Origin of the sequence: Brevibacterium sp. UBA7493 (assembly GCF_002479565.1) — a bacterium.
In the GTDB taxonomy this organism is placed as follows: Bacteria; Actinomycetota; Actinomycetes; order Actinomycetales; family Brevibacteriaceae; genus Brevibacterium; species Brevibacterium luteolum.
Map to the genome: position 1 here is coordinate 85,046 of NZ_DLOD01000003.1, position 17,433 is coordinate 102,478.

General features: G+C 65.7%; 13 protein-coding genes. 8 read left to right on the forward strand and 5 right to left on the reverse strand.

Features of this window, described 5'->3' with window-relative positions; genetic code table 11:
* Positions 1–131 precede the first annotated feature (131 nt).
* The gene (locus tag B4E96_RS01755; RefSeq protein ID WP_286956199.1) at positions 132–1,730 is read left to right on the forward strand and encodes a hypothetical protein; all 1,599 of its coding nucleotides are present in this window, start codon (positions 132–134) and stop codon (positions 1,728–1,730) included.
* A gap of 103 nt (positions 1,731–1,833) precedes the next feature.
* Here the strand turns inward: B4E96_RS01755 and sucB are convergent, their stop codons facing one another.
* The 3 genes from sucB to B4E96_RS01770 form a co-directional block, all read right to left on the reverse strand.
* Positions 1,834–3,876 (reverse strand): 2-oxoglutarate dehydrogenase, E2 component, dihydrolipoamide succinyltransferase, encoded by a 2,043-nt coding sequence (gene sucB, locus B4E96_RS01760; protein WP_286956200.1) that lies wholly within the window; start codon positions 3,874–3,876, stop codon positions 1,834–1,836.
* A gap of 21 nt (positions 3,877–3,897) precedes the next feature.
* On the reverse strand, positions 3,898–5,289 hold the full coding sequence (gene lpdA / locus B4E96_RS01765; RefSeq protein ID WP_286956201.1) for a dihydrolipoyl dehydrogenase: 1,392 nt from the start codon (positions 5,287–5,289) through the stop codon (positions 3,898–3,900).
* Positions 5,290–5,512: 223 nt separating this feature from the next.
* Entirely contained in the window at positions 5,513–7,024 is a 1,512-nt protein-coding gene (locus B4E96_RS01770) for a leucyl aminopeptidase (RefSeq protein ID WP_259800402.1), read from the reverse strand.
* Between the two features lie 164 nt (positions 7,025–7,188).
* Here B4E96_RS01770 and B4E96_RS01775 point away from each other — a divergent pair, with 164 nt between their 5' ends.
* Positions 7,189–8,268 (forward strand): quinone-dependent dihydroorotate dehydrogenase, encoded by a 1,080-nt coding sequence (locus B4E96_RS01775; RefSeq protein WP_286956203.1) that lies wholly within the window; start codon positions 7,189–7,191, stop codon positions 8,266–8,268.
* A 148-nt stretch (positions 8,269–8,416) separates the two neighbouring features.
* Here the strand turns inward: B4E96_RS01775 and B4E96_RS01780 are convergent, their stop codons facing one another.
* Positions 8,417–9,052: a DUF3043 domain-containing protein gene (locus B4E96_RS01780; RefSeq protein WP_165882987.1), complete on the reverse strand. Its 636-nt coding sequence runs from the start codon at positions 9,050–9,052 to the stop codon at positions 8,417–8,419.
* A 33-nt stretch (positions 9,053–9,085) separates the two neighbouring features.
* Here B4E96_RS01780 and B4E96_RS01785 point away from each other — a divergent pair, with 33 nt between their 5' ends.
* From B4E96_RS01785 to B4E96_RS01810, 6 genes are all read left to right on the forward strand, one after another.
* A complete protein-coding gene (locus tag B4E96_RS01785) occupies positions 9,086–10,450 on the forward strand; it encodes a M20/M25/M40 family metallo-hydrolase (protein WP_102159990.1) in 1,365 nt (454 codons plus the stop codon).
* A 154-nt stretch (positions 10,451–10,604) separates the two neighbouring features.
* The gene (erpA, locus tag B4E96_RS01790) at positions 10,605–10,958 is read left to right on the forward strand and encodes an iron-sulfur cluster insertion protein ErpA (RefSeq protein ID WP_102159991.1); all 354 of its coding nucleotides are present in this window, start codon (positions 10,605–10,607) and stop codon (positions 10,956–10,958) included.
* A gap of 16 nt (positions 10,959–10,974) precedes the next feature.
* Entirely contained in the window at positions 10,975–11,613 is a 639-nt protein-coding gene (aat, locus tag B4E96_RS01795; protein WP_286956204.1) for a leucyl/phenylalanyl-tRNA--protein transferase, read from the forward strand.
* Between the two features lie 132 nt (positions 11,614–11,745).
* Positions 11,746–12,636, forward strand: a complete 891-nt coding sequence (gene coxB / locus B4E96_RS01800) for a cytochrome c oxidase subunit II (protein ID WP_286956205.1) — start codon at positions 11,746–11,748, stop codon at positions 12,634–12,636.
* Positions 12,633–14,345, forward strand: coding sequence for a cytochrome c oxidase subunit I (gene ctaD / locus B4E96_RS01805; protein WP_259856704.1), 1,713 nt, complete (start codon positions 12,633–12,635; stop codon positions 14,343–14,345). The genes coxB and ctaD overlap by 4 nt, the downstream gene beginning before the upstream one ends.
* On the forward strand, positions 14,342–14,743 hold the full coding sequence (locus B4E96_RS01810; protein ID WP_217004937.1) for a cytochrome c oxidase subunit 4: 402 nt from the start codon (positions 14,342–14,344) through the stop codon (positions 14,741–14,743). The genes ctaD and B4E96_RS01810 overlap by 4 nt, the downstream gene beginning before the upstream one ends.
* Positions 14,744–15,795: 1,052 nt before the next feature.
* Here the strand turns inward: B4E96_RS01810 and B4E96_RS01815 are convergent.
* Complete coding sequence (locus B4E96_RS01815) at positions 15,796–17,433, reverse strand: cytochrome b (protein WP_217004935.1); 1,638 nt, start codon at positions 17,431–17,433, stop codon at positions 15,796–15,798.

The following is a 17,433-nucleotide window of genomic DNA, read 5'->3' on the forward strand; positions in this document are numbered from 1 at the left end:
GCAGGCGGGCAAAGCCGTCCGCATCCGCCGCCGACGGTTATCCACAGATCCGACAAGCCCATGGCAACACCCTCCAGCCCAGCCGTAGCCTTGCCGCACAGCCGATCACCACGAGTGCAGACAGGAGGGACATGGCCGAGCAGACGTGGCACACCGTCGCCGAGGTGGCACCGGGGATCCGCCGCATCAGCACAGGGCAGCGCACCGCCTGGTTCCTGCCCGAGGGCGATGTGGCCGATATCACGCACCGGTGGCCGGGAATCGGCACCGCCGAGCTCACTGGCGGACCGGTGAGCTGCGATCCTGCCGCCGTTCCCGAGGCGGACGGCACCCGCGCAAGCGACGTCGCCTCAGTCGATGGGCAGCCCGCCCATGTGCTCGGCCAGCCGCGGCAGGCAGGCGGCAACGGGCTCATCGTGCCCCGCTTCCACGGCGGTCTGCTCGTCGATGCGCTGCGCAGCTATGCCGGGCTGACCCTCGGGCAGACTCTGGCGGTGCTCGGTGCCTGCCTGGAGGCGCTGTGTGCCGCCCCTGCACCGAGTTCCGGCCGGTTGCGCTGCCACCGCAGCGCCTTCGGCGTCGATGATGCCGGTGCCATTCACCTCGTGCCCGGCCATACGGTGCCGGTTGAGTCAGTGTCGAGCGAGGCGGTCGAGTTCGGTCAGCTTGCCTATCTGTGCCTGACCGGCCTGACATGGGAGGAGCACGGGGTGCCGGTGCCAGACCTCACCCCAGCCGTTCCGGAGCCGTTGGCCGGCATCATCATCGAACTGCTCGAAGCCGAACCCGGCGGCGGTCCCGCGCCCGGGCCCGAGCTGCTGACGAGGCTTGCGGCAATGGGCGAGCCGGAGCAGATTCCGTTCGTCCCCGTCGAGGCGGAGGTCTCGGTGTCCGAGGCGGTGACCGCCCAGCTGCGCGTCGACGCAAGCGTCGCGTCGGCACTCACCGGCCGCTATGAGCGCAGCCGCGAGCGCACCTCAGGCGGCCGGCGTGAAGAAAGGGCTCGCCGGGCCGAAGACAGCACCAAGGGCAGCGGGATCGGCCGGCTGCGCGCGGCCGCCGGGCACGCCAGACGCGACCGAATGCGCCGCATGAAGAACTCCACTTCGCGGAAGGCACAGAGGCGCACCCACGAGCCGACGCAGCGCACGCGGCAGGGGAGAGGCTCCGGAATAAGCGGCTTCCACCTCCCGCGGCTGCCGTTGAACCGCACGATGCTCATCGGCGCTGCGGCCGCACTCGTGCTGAGCCTGTCGGGGATCGCGCTGCTCACCGGTCTCATCGATCCCGGAGGTGAGGCGGTCGCCCCGGGCAGTGCCGGCCATAACCCGCCCAGCGAACAAGCAACTGAAGGCCCTGCGGCGACCACCGCCTCGGGGCCGGAGAACCCCAAGGACGCGTTCGCCGCGCTCACCCGCAGACGCGAGCAGGCCTATCACCTCGGCGATGCCGCAGCGCTGGCGGAGCTGACGGTCGCAGGCTCCCCGGCAGCGGCAGCCGATGGCGCAGCCGACGTCGAGGCCTTCCAAGGCAGTGACATCAGCATCGACATCGAATCGGCTCAGATCACGCAGCAGGAGGCGGACCGAGCCGAGCTCGACGTCGCCACACGGACGCAGGTGAGCGCACCCGATGGGTCCGGCCACGACTACGGCAGCGTGCGCATGCGCGTCGAGTTGCGCCGCAAGGACGGCAGCTGGAGGGTCTATGACGCGATCGAGGAGAGCTGAGACGGGCTGAGACGACACTGCGGGTGGGATGCCGGAGCATCCCACCCGCAGTGGCCGGTGTGCCGTGCGTCAGCTGGCCGTGAGGCTCAGCTGACGCTCCGGATCACAGTTCAAGGTCGGCGACGAAGTTCGCGTCCTCGAGGCGCGCCTTGATGGTCTGCAGGAAGCGTCCTGCATCCGCACCGTCGACGAGCTCGTGGTTGTACGTCAGCGGCAGGTAGACCATGTCGCGGATCGCAATCGATTCGCCGCCGTCAGCGGTCTCGACGACGACCGGGCGGCGCGTGATGACACCGGTGCCCAGAATGCCCATCTGCGGGGTATTCAGGATCGGGGTGTCGAACAGCGCGCCGACGCTGCCGATGTTCGTGACCGTGAAGGTGCCGCCGGAGAGCTCATCCGGGCCGATCTTGGCCGTGCGGGTGCGCTCAGCGACATCGTCGATGGCCTTGGCCAGACCTGCGATCGAGAGGTCGCCGGCGTCCTTGACGGCCGGAACGAGGAGACCCCGCTCGGTGTCGACGGCAACAGCCAGGTTCTCGTGGTCGAAGTAGGTGATCTCCTTGGCTTCGACATCGTAGGTGGCGTTGACCTTCGGGTGGACCTGGAGTGCTTCGACAATGGCCTTGGCGAAGAACGGCAGGTAGGTCAGCTTGACGCCGTGGGTCTGCTGGAACTGGTCCTTGTAGGCCTTGCGCAGCTGACCGACACGGGTCATGTCGACCTCGATGACCTGCGTGAGCTGTGCAGAGTTCTGCAGCGACTCGCGCATCCGGGTGGCGATCGTCTGGCGGATCCGGGAGGCCTTCTGCGTGGTGCCGCGCAGCTTCTTGACCTCTTCGGGGATCTTGACGACGAACGGCTCGCGGTCATCGGTGACAGCCGGCTTGCCGGCTGCCGGTGCCGGAGCACCGCCGGACTTCGATCCGCCGGCGTTCTCGGCTGCCGAGAGCACATCCTGCTTGCGGATGCGACCGCCGACACCGGTGCCGGTGACGTTGGAGAGATCCACGCCCTTGTTCTTGGCCAGGCGACGCACCAGCGGGGTGACGTACGCCGAACCGTGGGCGACAGTCGAGGAGATCGACTGCTTGGCCTCTTCACCGGCGGCCTGCTCGGCTGCGGCCTTCTGCGCCTCAGCGGCAGCGTCCTCGTCGGACTTCTCCGACTTCTCGGACTTCTTCTCAGCCTTCTTCTCGGACTTGTCCGACTTCTCGGCCTCGTCCTTGGCCTCCTTGGCGTCGGACTCCTTGTCCTTGACCTCGGAGTCATCGGACTCGTCGTCCTCGTCGGACTCCTCCTTGACGTCGTCGTCGGTGTCCTCCTCGGAGACGTCATCGGCCTGCTCGGTCTTGCGGTCGGTGGTCTCGGCCTCATCGGAGTCGTCGGAGTCATCCGCGTCATCCGAGTCGTCAGCCGGGGCATCGCCGGAGCCGATGAGCGCCACGACATCGCCGACCTCGACGACATCGTCCTCATCTGCCATGAGCTTCTGCACGGTGCCGGCCACAGGGGAGGGCACCTCGGTGTCGACCTTGTCGGTGGAGACCTCGAGCAGCGGCTCGTCGACTTCCACCTCGTCGCCGACCTCCTTGAGCCAGCGGGTGACGGTGCCTTCGGTGACCGATTCGCCGAGCGCCGGCATCTTCACCTCAGTGGAGTCACCGGAACCGCCCGAGGACTTCTTCTTCGGCTTCTCGTCGCTGTCATCCGAGTCATCCGAATCGTCGGAATCATCAGCGGAGTCGTCGGAGTCATCCGCGTCGTCCGAGTCGCTGTCGTCAGCCTCGTCTGCGGAATCCTCATCAGCTGAGTCCTCGTCAGCCTGATCCTCAGCCCCGTCATCGGAGGAGTCGGCATCATCACTGTCGGCATCCTCATCAGAGGAGTCGTCAGAGGAGTCGCCGTCACCGTCGCCGATGACAGCCAGATCGCCGCCGACCTCGACGACATCGTCTTCGTCCGCAAGGATCTCCTGCAGGGTCCCGGCGTACGGGCTCGGAATCTCGGTGTCGACCTTGTCGGTCGAGACCTCGAGCAAGGGTTCGTCGACCTCGACCTCTTCGCCGACCTCCTTCAGCCAGCGGGTGACTGTGCCCTCGGTGACCGATTCACCGAGAGCCGGCATCTGCACTTTGTTGGACATAACGTTTCGTCTCCCTCGCTCTTAGCTGTGGAAATGAAGGGGCTTGCCGGACAGAGCCAGGGCGGCTTCGCCGATCGCCTCGTTCTGGGTCGGGTGGGCGTGGATGAGCTCGGCGACCTCTTCGGGGAAGGCCTCCCAGTTGACGATCAGCTGCGCTTCACCGGCCTGCTCGCTCAGGCGCGCGCCGATTCCGTGCACGCCGAGGACGGGCCCGTCTTCGAGGCTGACGAGCTTGATGAGACCAGTCGTCTTGAGGATCGTCGACTTGCCGTTGCCGGCGAGGTTGTACTCGATCGTCTTGATCTTGTCCTCACCGTGCTTCTCCTCAGCCTGCTTCTGGGTCAGGCCGACGGAGAAGATCTCCGGCTCGCAGTAGGTCACGCGCGGGATGCCGGATTCGACGACCGGTGCCGGGTCGAGTCCTGCGATCTCCTCGGCGACGAAGATGCCCTGGGCGAATGAGCGGTGGGCCAGCTGCAGGCCGGGCACGATGTCGCCGACGGCGTAGATCGAGCCGACGCCGGTGTGCTGGCGCTCATCGGTCAGCACGAAGCCGCGGTCCATCTCGATGCCCTGATCTTCGAAGCCGAAGCCCTCGGTGACCGGGCCGCGGCCGACGGCCACGAGCAGCACCGCAGCGTCGAGCACGGTGCCGTCTTCGAGGGTGACGTGCACGCCGTCGTCGTCCTGCTCGACGCTCTTGAACATCGTGCCGACGGTGAACTTGATCTTGCGCTTCTTGAACGCGCGCTCGAGGTTCTTCGAGATCGTCGCGTCCTCATTGGCGACCAGGTTCGGCAGACCCTCGACGATGTGGACCTTCGAGCCCATCGAGGCCCAGACGCTGGCGAACTCGACGCCGATGACGCCGCCGCCGAGCACGATCGCAGACTCGGGCACCTCGTCGTACTGCAGCGCCTGTTCCGAGGTCATGACGCGACCGCCGATCTCGATGCCGATGGTCTTCGACGTCGAACCGGTCGCCAGCACGATGTTCTTGCCGGTCACGGTCATCGAACCGTCATCGGTGGTCACCTCGACGGTGTCCTTGCCGGTCAGCTTGCCCTCACCGGCGATGTAGTCGATGCCGCGCGCCTTCACGAGTCCCTGCAGACCTTTGTAGTTGCGGTCGATGATGCCGTCTTTGAATTCCAGGACCTTGGCCATGTCGACGCCCTGCAGCTCGACATTGATGCCGAAGGACGCGGCCTCGCGTGCGGAATCCGCCACCTCGGCGGCGTGCAGCAGGGCCTTGGTCGGGATGCATCCACGGTGGAGGCAGGTGCCGCCCACCTTGTCGCGTTCGATGAGTGCGACGCGCATATCGAGCTGGGAAGCGCGCAGCGCGGCAGCGTAGCCGCCCGTGCCACCACCCAGAATGACGAGGTCGTAGGTGTTGTCCGATTCGCTCACAGGTTGCTCCTCGTTGAATGGATGAACTGCCGGGTCACGGCACTTGTCTCCATCTTTCCACTATTTCCCGGAAATGTCGCAACCGTTCGCCCCTGCACCCCCGTAACCCTGCTCACGTCTGTCTCATGTGGATTCCGGGCCCGAGGCGGTGGCTGGTGTGGGCACATGGTCAAGGGCGCAGCCGCCGGGTGTCGGCTGCGCCCCTGACTCAGGTGGGCTGCCGTCAGCTGCGGTCGAGCTGCTCGGCGACCTCGACCAGGGTGCGCACCGGCACACCGGTGCCGCCCTTGGCCGTGTAGCCCCACGGGCTCTCACTGTTGAAGGCCGGGCCTGCGATGTCGATGTGGGCCCACTGCTGGCCCTTCTCGACGAACTCGTTGAGGAATACACCGGCGGCGAGCATGCCGCCTTCGCGCTTGCCGGTGTTCTTCAGGTCAGCGACCGTCGAATCGAAGTGCGAACGGATCTCCTCGGGGAACGGCATCGGCCACATCGACTCACCGGTGACCTCCGAGGCGAGCACGACGCGGTTGCGTGCCCCGTTGGTGCCCATGACACCGGAGACGCGGCTGCCGAGTGCGATGACCTGCGCGCCGGTGAGCGTCGCGATGTCGATGAGCAGGTCCGGCTTCTCCTCCTGCGCGGCGACGAGCGCATCGGCGAGCACGAGACGGCCCTCGGCATCGGTGTTGAGCACCTCGACGGTCTTGCCGCCGTAGATGCGGATGACATCGGAGGGACGCTGGGCGTTGCCGCCGGGCATGTTCTCAGCCAGGGCCAGCCACGCGGTGACCCGCACCGGCAGCTCCAGGTCGGCAGCGGCGAGCACGGCCTGCGCGGCCGCAGCCGCACCGCCCATATCGCACTTCATCTCCTCCATCGCCTGCGGCGGCTTGAGCGACAGGCCGCCGGAGTCGAACGTGATGCCCTTGCCGACGAGCGAGAGGTGCTTCCTGGCCTTGCGCGGCTTGTACTCCATCTTCACCAGGCGCGGGCCGCGGGTCGAGCCCTTGCCCACACCGGTCAGACCGCCGTAGCCGCCGGCCTCCAGAGCGGCCTCGTCGATGACGGTGACCTTGACTTTGCGGGCCTTGGCCTGTTCGGTGACCGTCTTGGCGAAGGTCTCCGGGTACAGGTCCAGCGGCGGCTGGTTGACCAGGTCGCGGCAGCGGTTGGTGGCCGCGCCGAGGAACTGGCCGCGTGCGACACCGTCCTTCGAGCCCTTCGGTGCGAGCACCGTGACCGAGGTGACGCGCTTGTGCTCCTCGGCGTTCGAGCGGTACTCGGTGTAGCGGTATGAGCCGAGCACGGCACCGGTGGCCGTCGCCTCGGCAGCGGCTGCGGTCTGCGCCGGGAAGGCGAGAGCAACCGATTCGCCCTTCGTCAGCGAGCGCACGGCCACAGCTGCCGCGCGGCGCAGCGCTTCGTGGGCGCCATCGGCGTCGAGCTCTGATTCGAGGGCCACCTCGTCGAAGTCACCGAGGCCGGCCAGCAGCACCGAACCGGCGGCGACGCCCTTGGAGGACGGGATCCGGGCCAGCGCACCGGCCTTGCCGGTGAAGCCGACAGCGGCGGCAGCGGCGACGAGCTCCTTGCGGACTCCAGCGGCCAGTGCGACACCGGAGGGGATGGACACGGCATCGCCGTCAGCGGCGACACCGATGACCAGGACGTCGGCTTTGCTGCGGGCGGGTTCGGAGGCCGCGGCGTCGATCGTCAGTTCTGCGGTCGTCATTCTGTTCCTTTCCAATAGACAGAAATCTCAGGCAGGGGATCTGCTCCGCCTCCTACCGTAGTCAATGCAGCCGCTGCTGGGACGAAAGTCACCTGCCGAACTTCGATTCGTCAGCGAACTCCCACGTGTTCTCCGGCGGCCGGAGGCCTCGCTAGGATGAGAGCGTGTACTCGCTGATCTTCCGCACCCTGCTCACCCGCCTCGACGCGGAGACCGCCCACCACCTCAGCTTCACCGGCCTGCGGGCCCTCGACCGCATGCCCGGCCTGCGCCGGCTCAGCCGCGCAGTCATGAGCCGTGGAACCTTGGACCCCGTCGAGGTGCTCGGCCTGCGCTTTCCCAACCGGCTGGGCATGGCCGCCGGCTTCGACAAGAACGCCATCGGCATCCGGGCGCTGACCCAGATGGGCTTCGGCCATGTTGAGATCGGCACTGTCACCGCTCACGGCCAGCCGGGCAATCCGCGTCCGCGCCTGTTTCGGCTGCTGGGCCACAATGCGGTGCTCAACCGGATGGGCTTCAACAACGACGGGGCGGCCGCCGCCCGGCTCGAACTGCTGCGGGCCCGTGAGGACATCGCCAAGCTGCCGGAGGATCAGCGCCCGATCATCGGCGTCAACATCGGCAAGACGAAGGTCGTCGAGGCCGCCGATGCTGCTGAGGACTACCGCCAGTCGGCAGCCCAGCTGGCCCCGCTGGCCGACTACCTCGTCATCAACGTCAGCTCACCGAACACCCCCGGCCTGCGCGACCTGCAGTCCGCTGAGGCGCTCGAACCGATCATCACCGCAGTCCGCGGCGCCGCCGCCGAGGCGGTCGGGACTCCGCGCTCGAGCCTCGGGCATGTGCCGCTGCTCATCAAGATCGCCCCGGACCTCGCCGACGAGGACGTCCTCGCCGTCGCCGACCTCGCTCTGCGCACCGGCGTCGACGGGCTCATCACGACGAACACGACGATCGACCGCAGTGTGCTCACCGGCGCCGACCGGGCCTTCGCCGAATCCGAGGCCGGTGGGATCTCCGGTGACCCGCTGGCCGAACGCGCCTTCGAGGTGCTGCGCCTGGTGCGCAGCCACGTCGGGGACAAGCTCACGGTCATCGCCGTCGGCGGGATCGCCGACGCACGGGATGCCGCTGCCCGGCTCGGTGCCGGCGCCGACCTCGTTCAGGTGTACTCCGGGCTCATCTACGGGGGGCCGCTGTGGCCAGGCCGCATGCTGCGCACACTGCGCCGCAAGCCCTGAGCTCCGGAGCATCCACGGGTTTCATCGCCAGAGACCCCTTATATAGAGGAGAAGCGCCCCCGCACGAACGGGGGCGCTTCTCTCATCTCCTCAGCCGGCACCTCGGGTGCGGGCTCGGCGGGCGGAACCACCGCCTCGGGACCGGAGATCAGGACGGGTACTGGCCGCGCTTGACCTTGGGCTTGGGGATGCGCAGCACCCGCAGCTGGATGGCGCGCATGACGGCGTAGAAGGTCAGGCCGCGCTCGAGGTTCTCCTTGCCGCCGAACTTCTGGGCCATCCGGCCCTTCATGACGTAGTTGAGGATGAAGCAGTCGATGACGACGAGCAGGATGAGGCCGTAGACGGCGTAGCTCGTGATGATCTGCACCTGCGGAGTCGAGATGATGAAGCCGATGAGCAGCACGACGAAGGCGAACGGGATGAACATCTCCCCGATCGAGAAGCGGGCGTCGACGAAATCGCGCACATAGCGGCGCTGCGGGCCGCGATCGCGCGGGCCGAGGAACTTCTCATCACCCTGCATGAGGCCGATGCGCGCCTCATCGCGCTTGCGGCGGATCTCAGCCTTCGCCTGCTTGTTCGCCGACTTCCGGTCATCGCCGACGAGCGGCTGGCGGCGGGCAGCCTCCTGCTGGGAGCGCTTCGGCGTCGGGCGGTTCTTCTTCGCCTCAGCCGGATTCACCGCCTCGGCAGCCTCGTCGACCGGGCCTGCGGAGGCAGCATGGGAGCCCGTCCGCTCTGCGGGCGATTCATCCTGGGAGTTCTTCTTCCGTCCAAACACGCCCTCTATCGTATCCGACTATAGGATCGCCCTATGACCCACCTGAACCGTGCTGAACTGACCTCCCGCCTCGACGCGATCTACGACGACGTCCTGGCCCGCCTGAGCGAACTCGTTGCCATCCCATCCCTGGCCTGGCCGACGGCGGATCCCGCCCATGTCGACGCCACCGCGGCGGCTGTCGCGCGCATGGCCGAACCGCTCGGATTCGACACCGTCGAGACGCTGCGGGCTGAGAACCCCGACGGCACTCCCGGGTTCCCCGCTGTCGTCGCCAGCCGCCCGGCTCCTGAGGGCCGGCCGACCGTCGTCCTCTACGCCCACCACGATGTGCAGCCGGCCGGCGACCTGAGTCAGTGGGACACTCCGCCGTTCGAGGCGACGATCCGCGGCGACCGCATGTACGGCCGCGGCGCCGCCGATGACAAGGCCGGCATCCTCGTCCACCTCACCGCCCTGCAGCTGCTCGGCGACGAACTCGGTGTCGGCGTCGTCCTCTTCATCGAAGGCGAAGAGGAGATCGGCTCGCCGAGCTTCCGCAGCTTCCTGGAGACCTACCGCGACAAGCTCGCAGGCAGCGCGATCATCGTCGCCGACTCCTCCAACCTCGCCTGCGGAAAGCCCGCGCTGACGACGAGTCTGCGCGGCATGGCCGGACTCGAATTCACCGTCCGCACGCTCAGCCACTCCGTGCACTCGGGCATGTACGGCGGGGCTGTGCCGGATGCCACCCTGGCGATGACCCGGCTGCTGGCCACCCTGCACGACGAGGACGGCGCAGTGGCCGTCGCTGGTCTGCGCTCCGCGCCAGAGGCGGCAGCTGAGTACGGCGATGACCCGATGGGCACCGACACGGTCGCCCTGGCAGGCACTGAGCTCATCGGCCGCGGCTCGATCGCCTCGCGCCTGTGGCACCAGCCCTCGATCACCGTCATCGGCATCGACACCCCGAACGTCGACGACTCCTCGAACACGCTGCTGGCCAGCGTGCGCGCGAAGATCTCAATCCGCCTGGCGCCGGGGGAGAACCCCGCCGATGCGTTGGCCGCAGTCAAGCGGCATCTGCAGGAGTACGTGCCCTTCGGCGCGGAGGTGGAGTTCGGAGCCGAGGAATCCGGTGCCCCGTGGCGTGCTGACTCCTCCGATCCGGTCATCGCGACGGCGATGGAGGCGCTGAGCGAGGGCTTCGGCGCAGAGGCAGTCCAGATGGGACTCGGCGGTTCGATCCCGTTCATCGCCGACCTCGTCGAGGTATTCCCGCAGGCATCGATCCTCGTCACCGGCATCGAAGACCCCGACACCCGCGCCCACAGCCCGAACGAATCGCTGTACCTGCCCGACTTCCGCTCAGCGATCATCTCCGAGGCGCTGCTGCTCGACCGGCTCGCCCGCGACTGAGCGCTCTCGCTGCAGCGCGATCAATGGAATAATGGCGCAACGATGAACGTTGAACAGGCGACGCCGCCTCCGGGACCCATCCGGGGCGGCCGCGCCGCAGCCAGCCGGAGTGCCCAGAGCTGACTGCACGACCAAACTGATGTAAGGAGACCTCATGACCGCCACGCAGGACACGAGCGCCACGCACGAAGTCGACCTCACCTCCGAGGCGGCCGACAAGGTCCGCAGCCTCCTGCAGCAGGAGGGTCGCGATGACCTGCGCTTGCGCGTGGCCGTGCAGCCCGGCGGCTGCTCGGGCCTGATCTACCAGCTGTACTTCGATGAACGGTTCCTCGACGGCGATGCCGTGCGCGATTTCGACGGCGTCGAGGTCATCGTCGACCGGATGAGCGTGCCCTACCTCAACGGCTCGACGATCGACTTCTCCGACACCATCGAGAAGCAGGGCTTCACGATCGACAACCCGAATGCCGCCGGCTCGTGCGCCTGCGGCGACTCCTTCAGCTGACCCAGCCGTACCAGCCATGTCACAGAGCCTGGACGATCTCCGCGCCATCGGCGCCATCAGCGGGATCGACCAGGTCCTGTCTGCATACCGGGCCGGGCTCTTCCCGATGGGCATCGGCCAGCACGGCGCACCGCCGATCGGCTGGTGGGCGCCGGTGATGCGCGGCGTGCTCCGGCCTGGCGACCTCCGCGTGACGCGTTCGCTCCGCCGCTCACTCAAACGGTTCACATGGTCGGTCGATGCCGCCTTCGCCGAGGTGGTGGCCGGTTGTGCAGACCCGTCCCGCGACGGAGCCTGGATCACCCCGCAGATCGCACGGCTGTACCAGCGCCTGCATGAGGCCGGACACGCCCATTCCATCGAGGTCTACGAGGACGGCCGGCTCGTCGGTGGACTCTACGGGGTCGCGTTCGGGGGAGTGTTCTGCGGGGAGTCGATGTTTCACACCAGCCGCGACGCCTCAAAAGTCGCCCTCGTCAAGCTCGTCGAACTGCTCGACAGCGTTGGCGATCACACCCCGTGGATCATCGATACGCAGTGGCAGACCTCACACCTCGAAACCCTCGGCGTGTCGGAGATCAGCGCCTTCGAATACCTCGAAGCGCTTGCCGTCGCGCGGGGCGGCCGGCATTTCCAGGCTTTTCTCACGAAATGAGCAGTCGGAAGTGAATTTCTACCTCTTGTAGCGGTAAGGTGGACGAGAACAAAGTCAGTGTTCGGCGATTCGCGTGCGTCCGCTCAGATGAGAGGGCCCGCGAGGAGCTGACAAAGTTGCGAAAGGCTGCACGTGGATTCTCCGAATCAGCCAGTCCGCTCGGGCCCCTCGGCCTGGGCCAAGCGGCTCGGTGTCATTGGTGTCCTGGGCGTCGTTGCGCTGCTCTCCGGCTGCTCGAAGGAGCATTGGGAAGTAGGATTCCTCCCACCTGAGTCCAAGGGAGCGACGTCCCACACCGATCACTACATTCACCTGTGGAACGGCGGCTGGATCGCCGCGCTCATCGTCGGTTTCGTCACCTGGGGCCTGCTCCTGTGGTGCGTTGTCGCCTACCGCCGTCGCAAGCACGAGCGCGGGCTGCCCGTCCAGCTGGCCTACAACATGCCGGTGGAGATCCTCTATACGGTTGTGCCGATCATCCTCGTCATCGGATTCTTCTTCGAAACCGTCAAGGCTGTGGAGAACACCAGCTATGACGACACTCCTGGCGAGGTTGTCGTCGAAGTGGTCGGCAAGCAGTGGGCATGGGACTTCAACTACATCACTGAGGACGCTTACTATTCCAGTGTTCAGGTGAATCTCGACGGAACGGAGAAGGCCGGCGAGAAGGTCCCGGTTCTGTACCTGCCGTCGAACACCGACCTGGAGATCCAGCTGCGCTCCCGTGACGTCATCCACTCGTTCTGGGTTCCGGCATTCCTCGAAAAGCGGGATATGATCCCAGGCCGCACGTCGTCGCTGCACTTCCAGGCGCTGAAGGAAGGCGAGTACGTCGGCAAGTGCGCTGAGCTCTGCGGCGAGTTCCACTCCGAGATGCTCTTCAACGTCAAGGTCGTCTCCATGGACGAGTACAAGGCGTACACCGACTCGCTGCGCGAGGAAGGCAACACCGGCCGCCTCGGACCCGAGTACGACCGCACTGACTGGTACAAGAACCCACATGAGGGAGGGGATGACGAGTGACCGCAGTCGCTGATAGCAACCGCACTGTCACAGTCGACCAGGCACCTGTGCCCAAGAGCCTGGGCAAGGTCATCGTCAACTGGATCACGTCGACGGACCACAAGACCATCGGGTACATGTACCTGATCGCGTCGTTCACGTTCTTCTGCATCGGCGGCGTCATGGCGCTGCTCATCCGCCTCGAGCTCTTCGAGCCGGGCATGCAGGTCCTGGAGACCAAGGAGCAGTACAACCAGCTGTTCACTATGCACGGCACGCTCATGCTGCTGATGTTCGCAACTCCGCTGTTCGCCGGATTCGCGAATGTCATCATGCCGCTGCAGATCGGCGCTCCTGACGTGGCATTCCCGCGCCTGAACGCTTTCGCCTTCTGGCTCTTCCTGTTCGGCAGCCTCATCGCCTGCGCCGGCTTCCTCACCCCGCAGGGTGCGGCATCGTTCGGCTGGACGGCCTACGCCCCGCTGTCGAACACGACGTTCACACCGGGCATCGGCGGACACATGTGGGTCATGGGCCTGGCTTTCCAGGGCTTCGGCACGATCCTCGGCTCGGTGAACTTCATCACCACCATCATCACGATGCGCGCCCCGGGCATGACGATGTTCCGCATGCCGATCTTCACCTGGAACACCCTCATCACCGGTATCCTCGTGATGATGGCGTTTCCGCCGCTGGCCGCCGCCCTGCTCGCGCTCGGCGCCGACCGCATCCTCGGCGCACACGTCTTCAGCCCGGAGAACGGCGGCCCGATCCTGTGGCAGCATCTGTTCTGGTTCTTCGGTCACCCGGAGGTCTACGTCATCGCGCTGCCGTTCTTCGGCATCGTCTCGGAGATCTTCCCGACTTTCAGCCGCAAGCCGATCTTCGGCTACAAGGGTCTCGTCTACGCAACGATCGCGATCGCGGCGCTGTCCGTGACGGTGTGGGCACACCACATGTACGTCACCGGCGCGGTGCTGCTGCCGTTTTTCGCCTTCATGACGATGCTCATTGCCGTCCCGACCGGTGTGAAGATCTACAACTGGATCGGCACGATGTGGCGCGGTTCGCTCACATTCGAGACCCCGATGCTCTGGTCGCTCGGCTTCCTCGTCAGCTTCGTCTTCGGTGGCATCACTGGTGTGGTGCTGGCCAGCCCGGCATTGGACCAGCAGCTGTCTGACTCCTACTTCGTCGTTGCGCACTTCCACTACGTCATCTTCGGCACCGTGGTGTTCGCAATGTTCGCCGGATTCTACTTCTGGTGGCCCAAGTGGACGGGCAAGATGCTCGACGAGACCCTGGGCAAGATCCACTTCTGGCTCCTGTTCATCGGCTTCCACGGCACGTTCCTCGTCCAGCACTGGATGGGTGCCGACGGCATGCCGCGTCGTTACGCCGACTTCCTGCCGCAGGACGGCTGGACCTGGATGAACCAGATCTCCACCGTCGGCGCACTGATCCTCGGCCTCTCGATGATCCCGTGGTTCTGGAACGTCTGGGTCACCGCACGCAAGGCACCGAAGGTCACCGTCAATGACCCGTGGGGCTACGGCTCCTCGCTCGAATGGGCGACCTCCTGCCCGCCGCCGCGTCACAACTTCACCTCGCTGCCGCGCATCCGCTCGGAGCGCCCGGTGTTCGACGCCAACCACCCCGAGCTCCTCGAGCTCGCTGGTCACCCGCGTGACGCCTACTCGATGATTGAGAAGAAGGAGACCGCCAAGTGAAGACTGCAGCAATCATCTTCTCCTCAGGGCTGTTCTTCTTCGTCCCCGTCGCGATCGTCTACGGCATCCTGACGGACTTCAAAGAGCTCGTCGGATTCCCGGCCATCCTGCTGCTCGGCGGTATGGCCATCATGATCGGCGGTTACCTGTTCCTGCAGCACCGCAGCGTCGGAGACACTCCGATGGATCGCCTCGATGCCGAGATCTCTGACGAACACTACGAGTACGGCTTCTACAGCCCGTGGAGCTGGTGGCCCATCATCATCGCCACCGGTGCAGGCATCTGCTTCCTCGGCGTTGCCGTGGGATGGTGGATCTTCCCGTTCGGTGCCGTGATCGCCTTCATCGGCGTCATCGGACTCGTCTACGAGTACAACCGGGGCGACCACGCACACTGATGCTCTGTGAGCCCGAGGGCCTGCCAGGATGTTCATCATCCTGGCAGGCCCTTTTCGCTGCTGTCGCGACTCAAACCTGTGGGCGGACGAGCAGGAAGTGCGCGCTGCGACGATCCGAGCCTTGCGCAGAGCTTGCCACCTCTGTGGAGGAGAGGCCGGTAACGCTTCCAGCGCCGGCCAGCCATCCACCACCGATTTGGCAGTTGATCGAGGCCGACGCAGTGTGCATGCCGCGTACCGCGTACGTCCAGCCTGCAGCTGTGATGAGCGGTGCCAGCAGTTTCGAGCGGCCCGTCGGTCGCCGGTGTCCGTCACTTCTAATGCGGAGAGGCTCCCGCCGCGCAGCCGTGTGCTGGACGTTGCGGGCTCTCCGAAGACATCGTGAATGGGCAGAGCGCCGCTGAGTCCGCTGCCGGTGCCGTGTAAGAAGATGACGATCGAGAATCTCTGCGCTTTCTATCGTCGATGGACAGGATACGCATCCTGCGGCAGAGCCAGTCGTCCTTCGCAGCCGGGCAGCCGCCCAGGAAGGAGCGGCCCTATTGACGGCCCAGTTGCAGAGGTCGGCTGAACGAGCGGTCGATGTGGAAGCATGTGACGCCGGCCTGCGAACGCACTGCTCAAGCCTGGTTCCAGCACGCAGAAGCCGGCATGGTTGAGACGCGATCTCATCGGCTGCTGCGCGCAACCCTCCTCAAGGCTGAATTGCATGTCGCCGAGGAGGCCTACGGGCCGCCCGTATGGTGACGCGCGGGGAAGGCTTGATCCGAGACGCGAGTGGCCGTCGTCCGCGGGGGAGCAGGATCAGAGGGGGCCAGAGCGGCTCCGTGCTTCATCAATCCCGTGAGGCGACTCTGAAGAATAGAGCAGGCGCTAGGTTCGAGGGATATCCCGGCGCTCCGAGCGTTGATTCCGCGACGTGCGGCAGCAGCTATCCCAGACGTGCTGCGACGGGGCGCTGTCATTCCTGGAAGCTGTCAGCCAGCGCCCCTGGAAGTTACGAAAGAGGCGCCAGTCGCAATGACTGGCGCCTCTCTCAGGTGATCAGCGAATCAGTGGCCGATCGAGCCACGGGATCCGACTTCGTGGCTGCCGGCTTCCACTGCGTGGTGATCGTGGTGAGCGGCATCGAGCTCTTCCTTCGTCACCGGTGCGACCCGATCCTCGTAGAAGTACTTCGCGATGGTCGCGCGGCGCCTCTCACCCTTAGAGATCTTCCCATCAGGTCCGGGCTCGGCCGGGATGTAGCGCGGCGAATCATAGGCCATGAGCTTCCACAGCTTGTGCGGGTCGAGCGGCTTGTGGCGCTCTTGGAACTCGCCGTGCGGCAGACGGATGATCTCACCGGATTCGAAGCCATGCAGGACGATCTCCCGATCCTTCCGCTGCAGTCCCAGGCAGACCCGCTTCGTGATGATGAAGCCGAGGATCGGTCCAAGGAAGAACATGATGCGGAAGATGTAGATCATGTCGTTGAGCGACATGTGGAAGAACACGGCCATGAGGTCACCGGAAGCGGCGGCCCACATGACTGCGTACCACACGACTGCGGCCACACCGACAGCCGTACGCGTCGGGTTGTTGCGCGGGCGGTCGAGGATGTGGTGTTCGCGGTAATCCTTCGTCAGCCAGGCTTCGAAGAACGGCCAGATCGCCATGGCGCCGAACAGCACGAGGGCTGCGAGCAGTGCGGTGTTGATGTTGAGGCTGAATGGCAGTCCGAAGATGTAGAACTCCAGCCAGCCCGGAACGATACGCAGGTATCCGTCCATCCAGCCGATGTACCAGTCAGGCTGCGTACCAGCCGAGACGGGAGACGGGTCGTACGGTCCGTAGTTCCACACGGCGTTGATGGTGAAGATGCCGGACAGGAACGACAGCAGGGCGAAGATCATGAAGAAGAAGCCGCCACCCTTCGCAGCGAAGGTCGGCAGAACGGGCTCGCCGACAACGTTGCGGTTGGTGTGTCCGGCGCCCGGCCACTGGGTGTGCTTGTGGATCACGACGAACATCAGGTGGATCGCGATGAAGGCGATGATGAGCGCCGGGACGATCATGATGTGCAGCGTGTACAGGCGGGACACAATGTCGACACCGGGGAACTCTCCTCCGAACAGGAAGAAGGAGGTGTAGGTGCCGATCAGCGGGATCGACTTCAGAAGACCGTCGATGATGCGCAGGCCGTTGCCGGAGAGCAGGTCATCAGGCAGCGAGTAGCCGGTGAAGCCTGCACCCATGCCCAGGGCGATGAGCGCGATGCCGACCATCCAGTTGATCTCACGCGGGCGGCGGTATGCGCCGGTGAAGAAGATGCGCAGTGCGTGAACCGAGACGGCAACCATGAACAGCAGGGCTGCCCAGTGGTGCATCTGGCGGATGAAGAGTCCGCCGCGGATCTCGAACGAGATCGCCAGAGTCGATTCGTAGGCCTCGGACATCTCGACGCCCTGCAGCGGAATGTAGGGGCCTTCGTAGATGGCGTGACCCATCGCCGGCTTGAACCAGAACGTCAGGAACGTGCCGGTCAGAACCAGGATGATGAAGGTGTAGAGCGCAACCTCACCCAGCATGAAGGACCAGTGGGAGGGGAAGATCTTGCGTCCGAATTCACGGACCATCTTCGAGGCGCCGACGCGGGTCTCGGCAAAGTTCGCCGCCTTGCCGACCGCGGTAGTGGGTTCGTGCGTCAT

Bases quoted from the DNA above. Each gene is read 5' to 3' on its own strand.
- erpA (WP_102159991.1), top strand. From the start codon at position 10,605: ATGACCGCCACGCAGGACACGAGCGCCACGCACGAAGTCGACCTCACC.
- B4E96_RS01785 (WP_102159990.1), top strand. From the start codon at position 9,086: ATGACCCACCTGAACCGTGCTGAACTGACCTCCCGCCTCGACGCGATC.
- B4E96_RS01755 (WP_286956199.1), top strand. From the start codon at position 132: ATGGCCGAGCAGACGTGGCACACCGTCGCCGAGGTGGCACCGGGGATC.
- sucB (WP_286956200.1), bottom strand. From the start codon at position 3,876: ATGTCCAACAAAGTGCAGATGCCGGCTCTCGGTGAATCGGTCACCGAG.
- B4E96_RS01770 (WP_259800402.1), bottom strand. From the start codon at position 7,024: ATGACGACCGCAGAACTGACGATCGACGCCGCGGCCTCCGAACCCGCC.
- B4E96_RS01815 (WP_217004935.1), bottom strand. From the start codon at position 17,433: ATGACGCACGAACCCACTACCGCGGTCGGCAAGGCGGCGAACTTTGCC.
- aat (WP_286956204.1), top strand. From the start codon at position 10,975: ATGTCACAGAGCCTGGACGATCTCCGCGCCATCGGCGCCATCAGCGGG.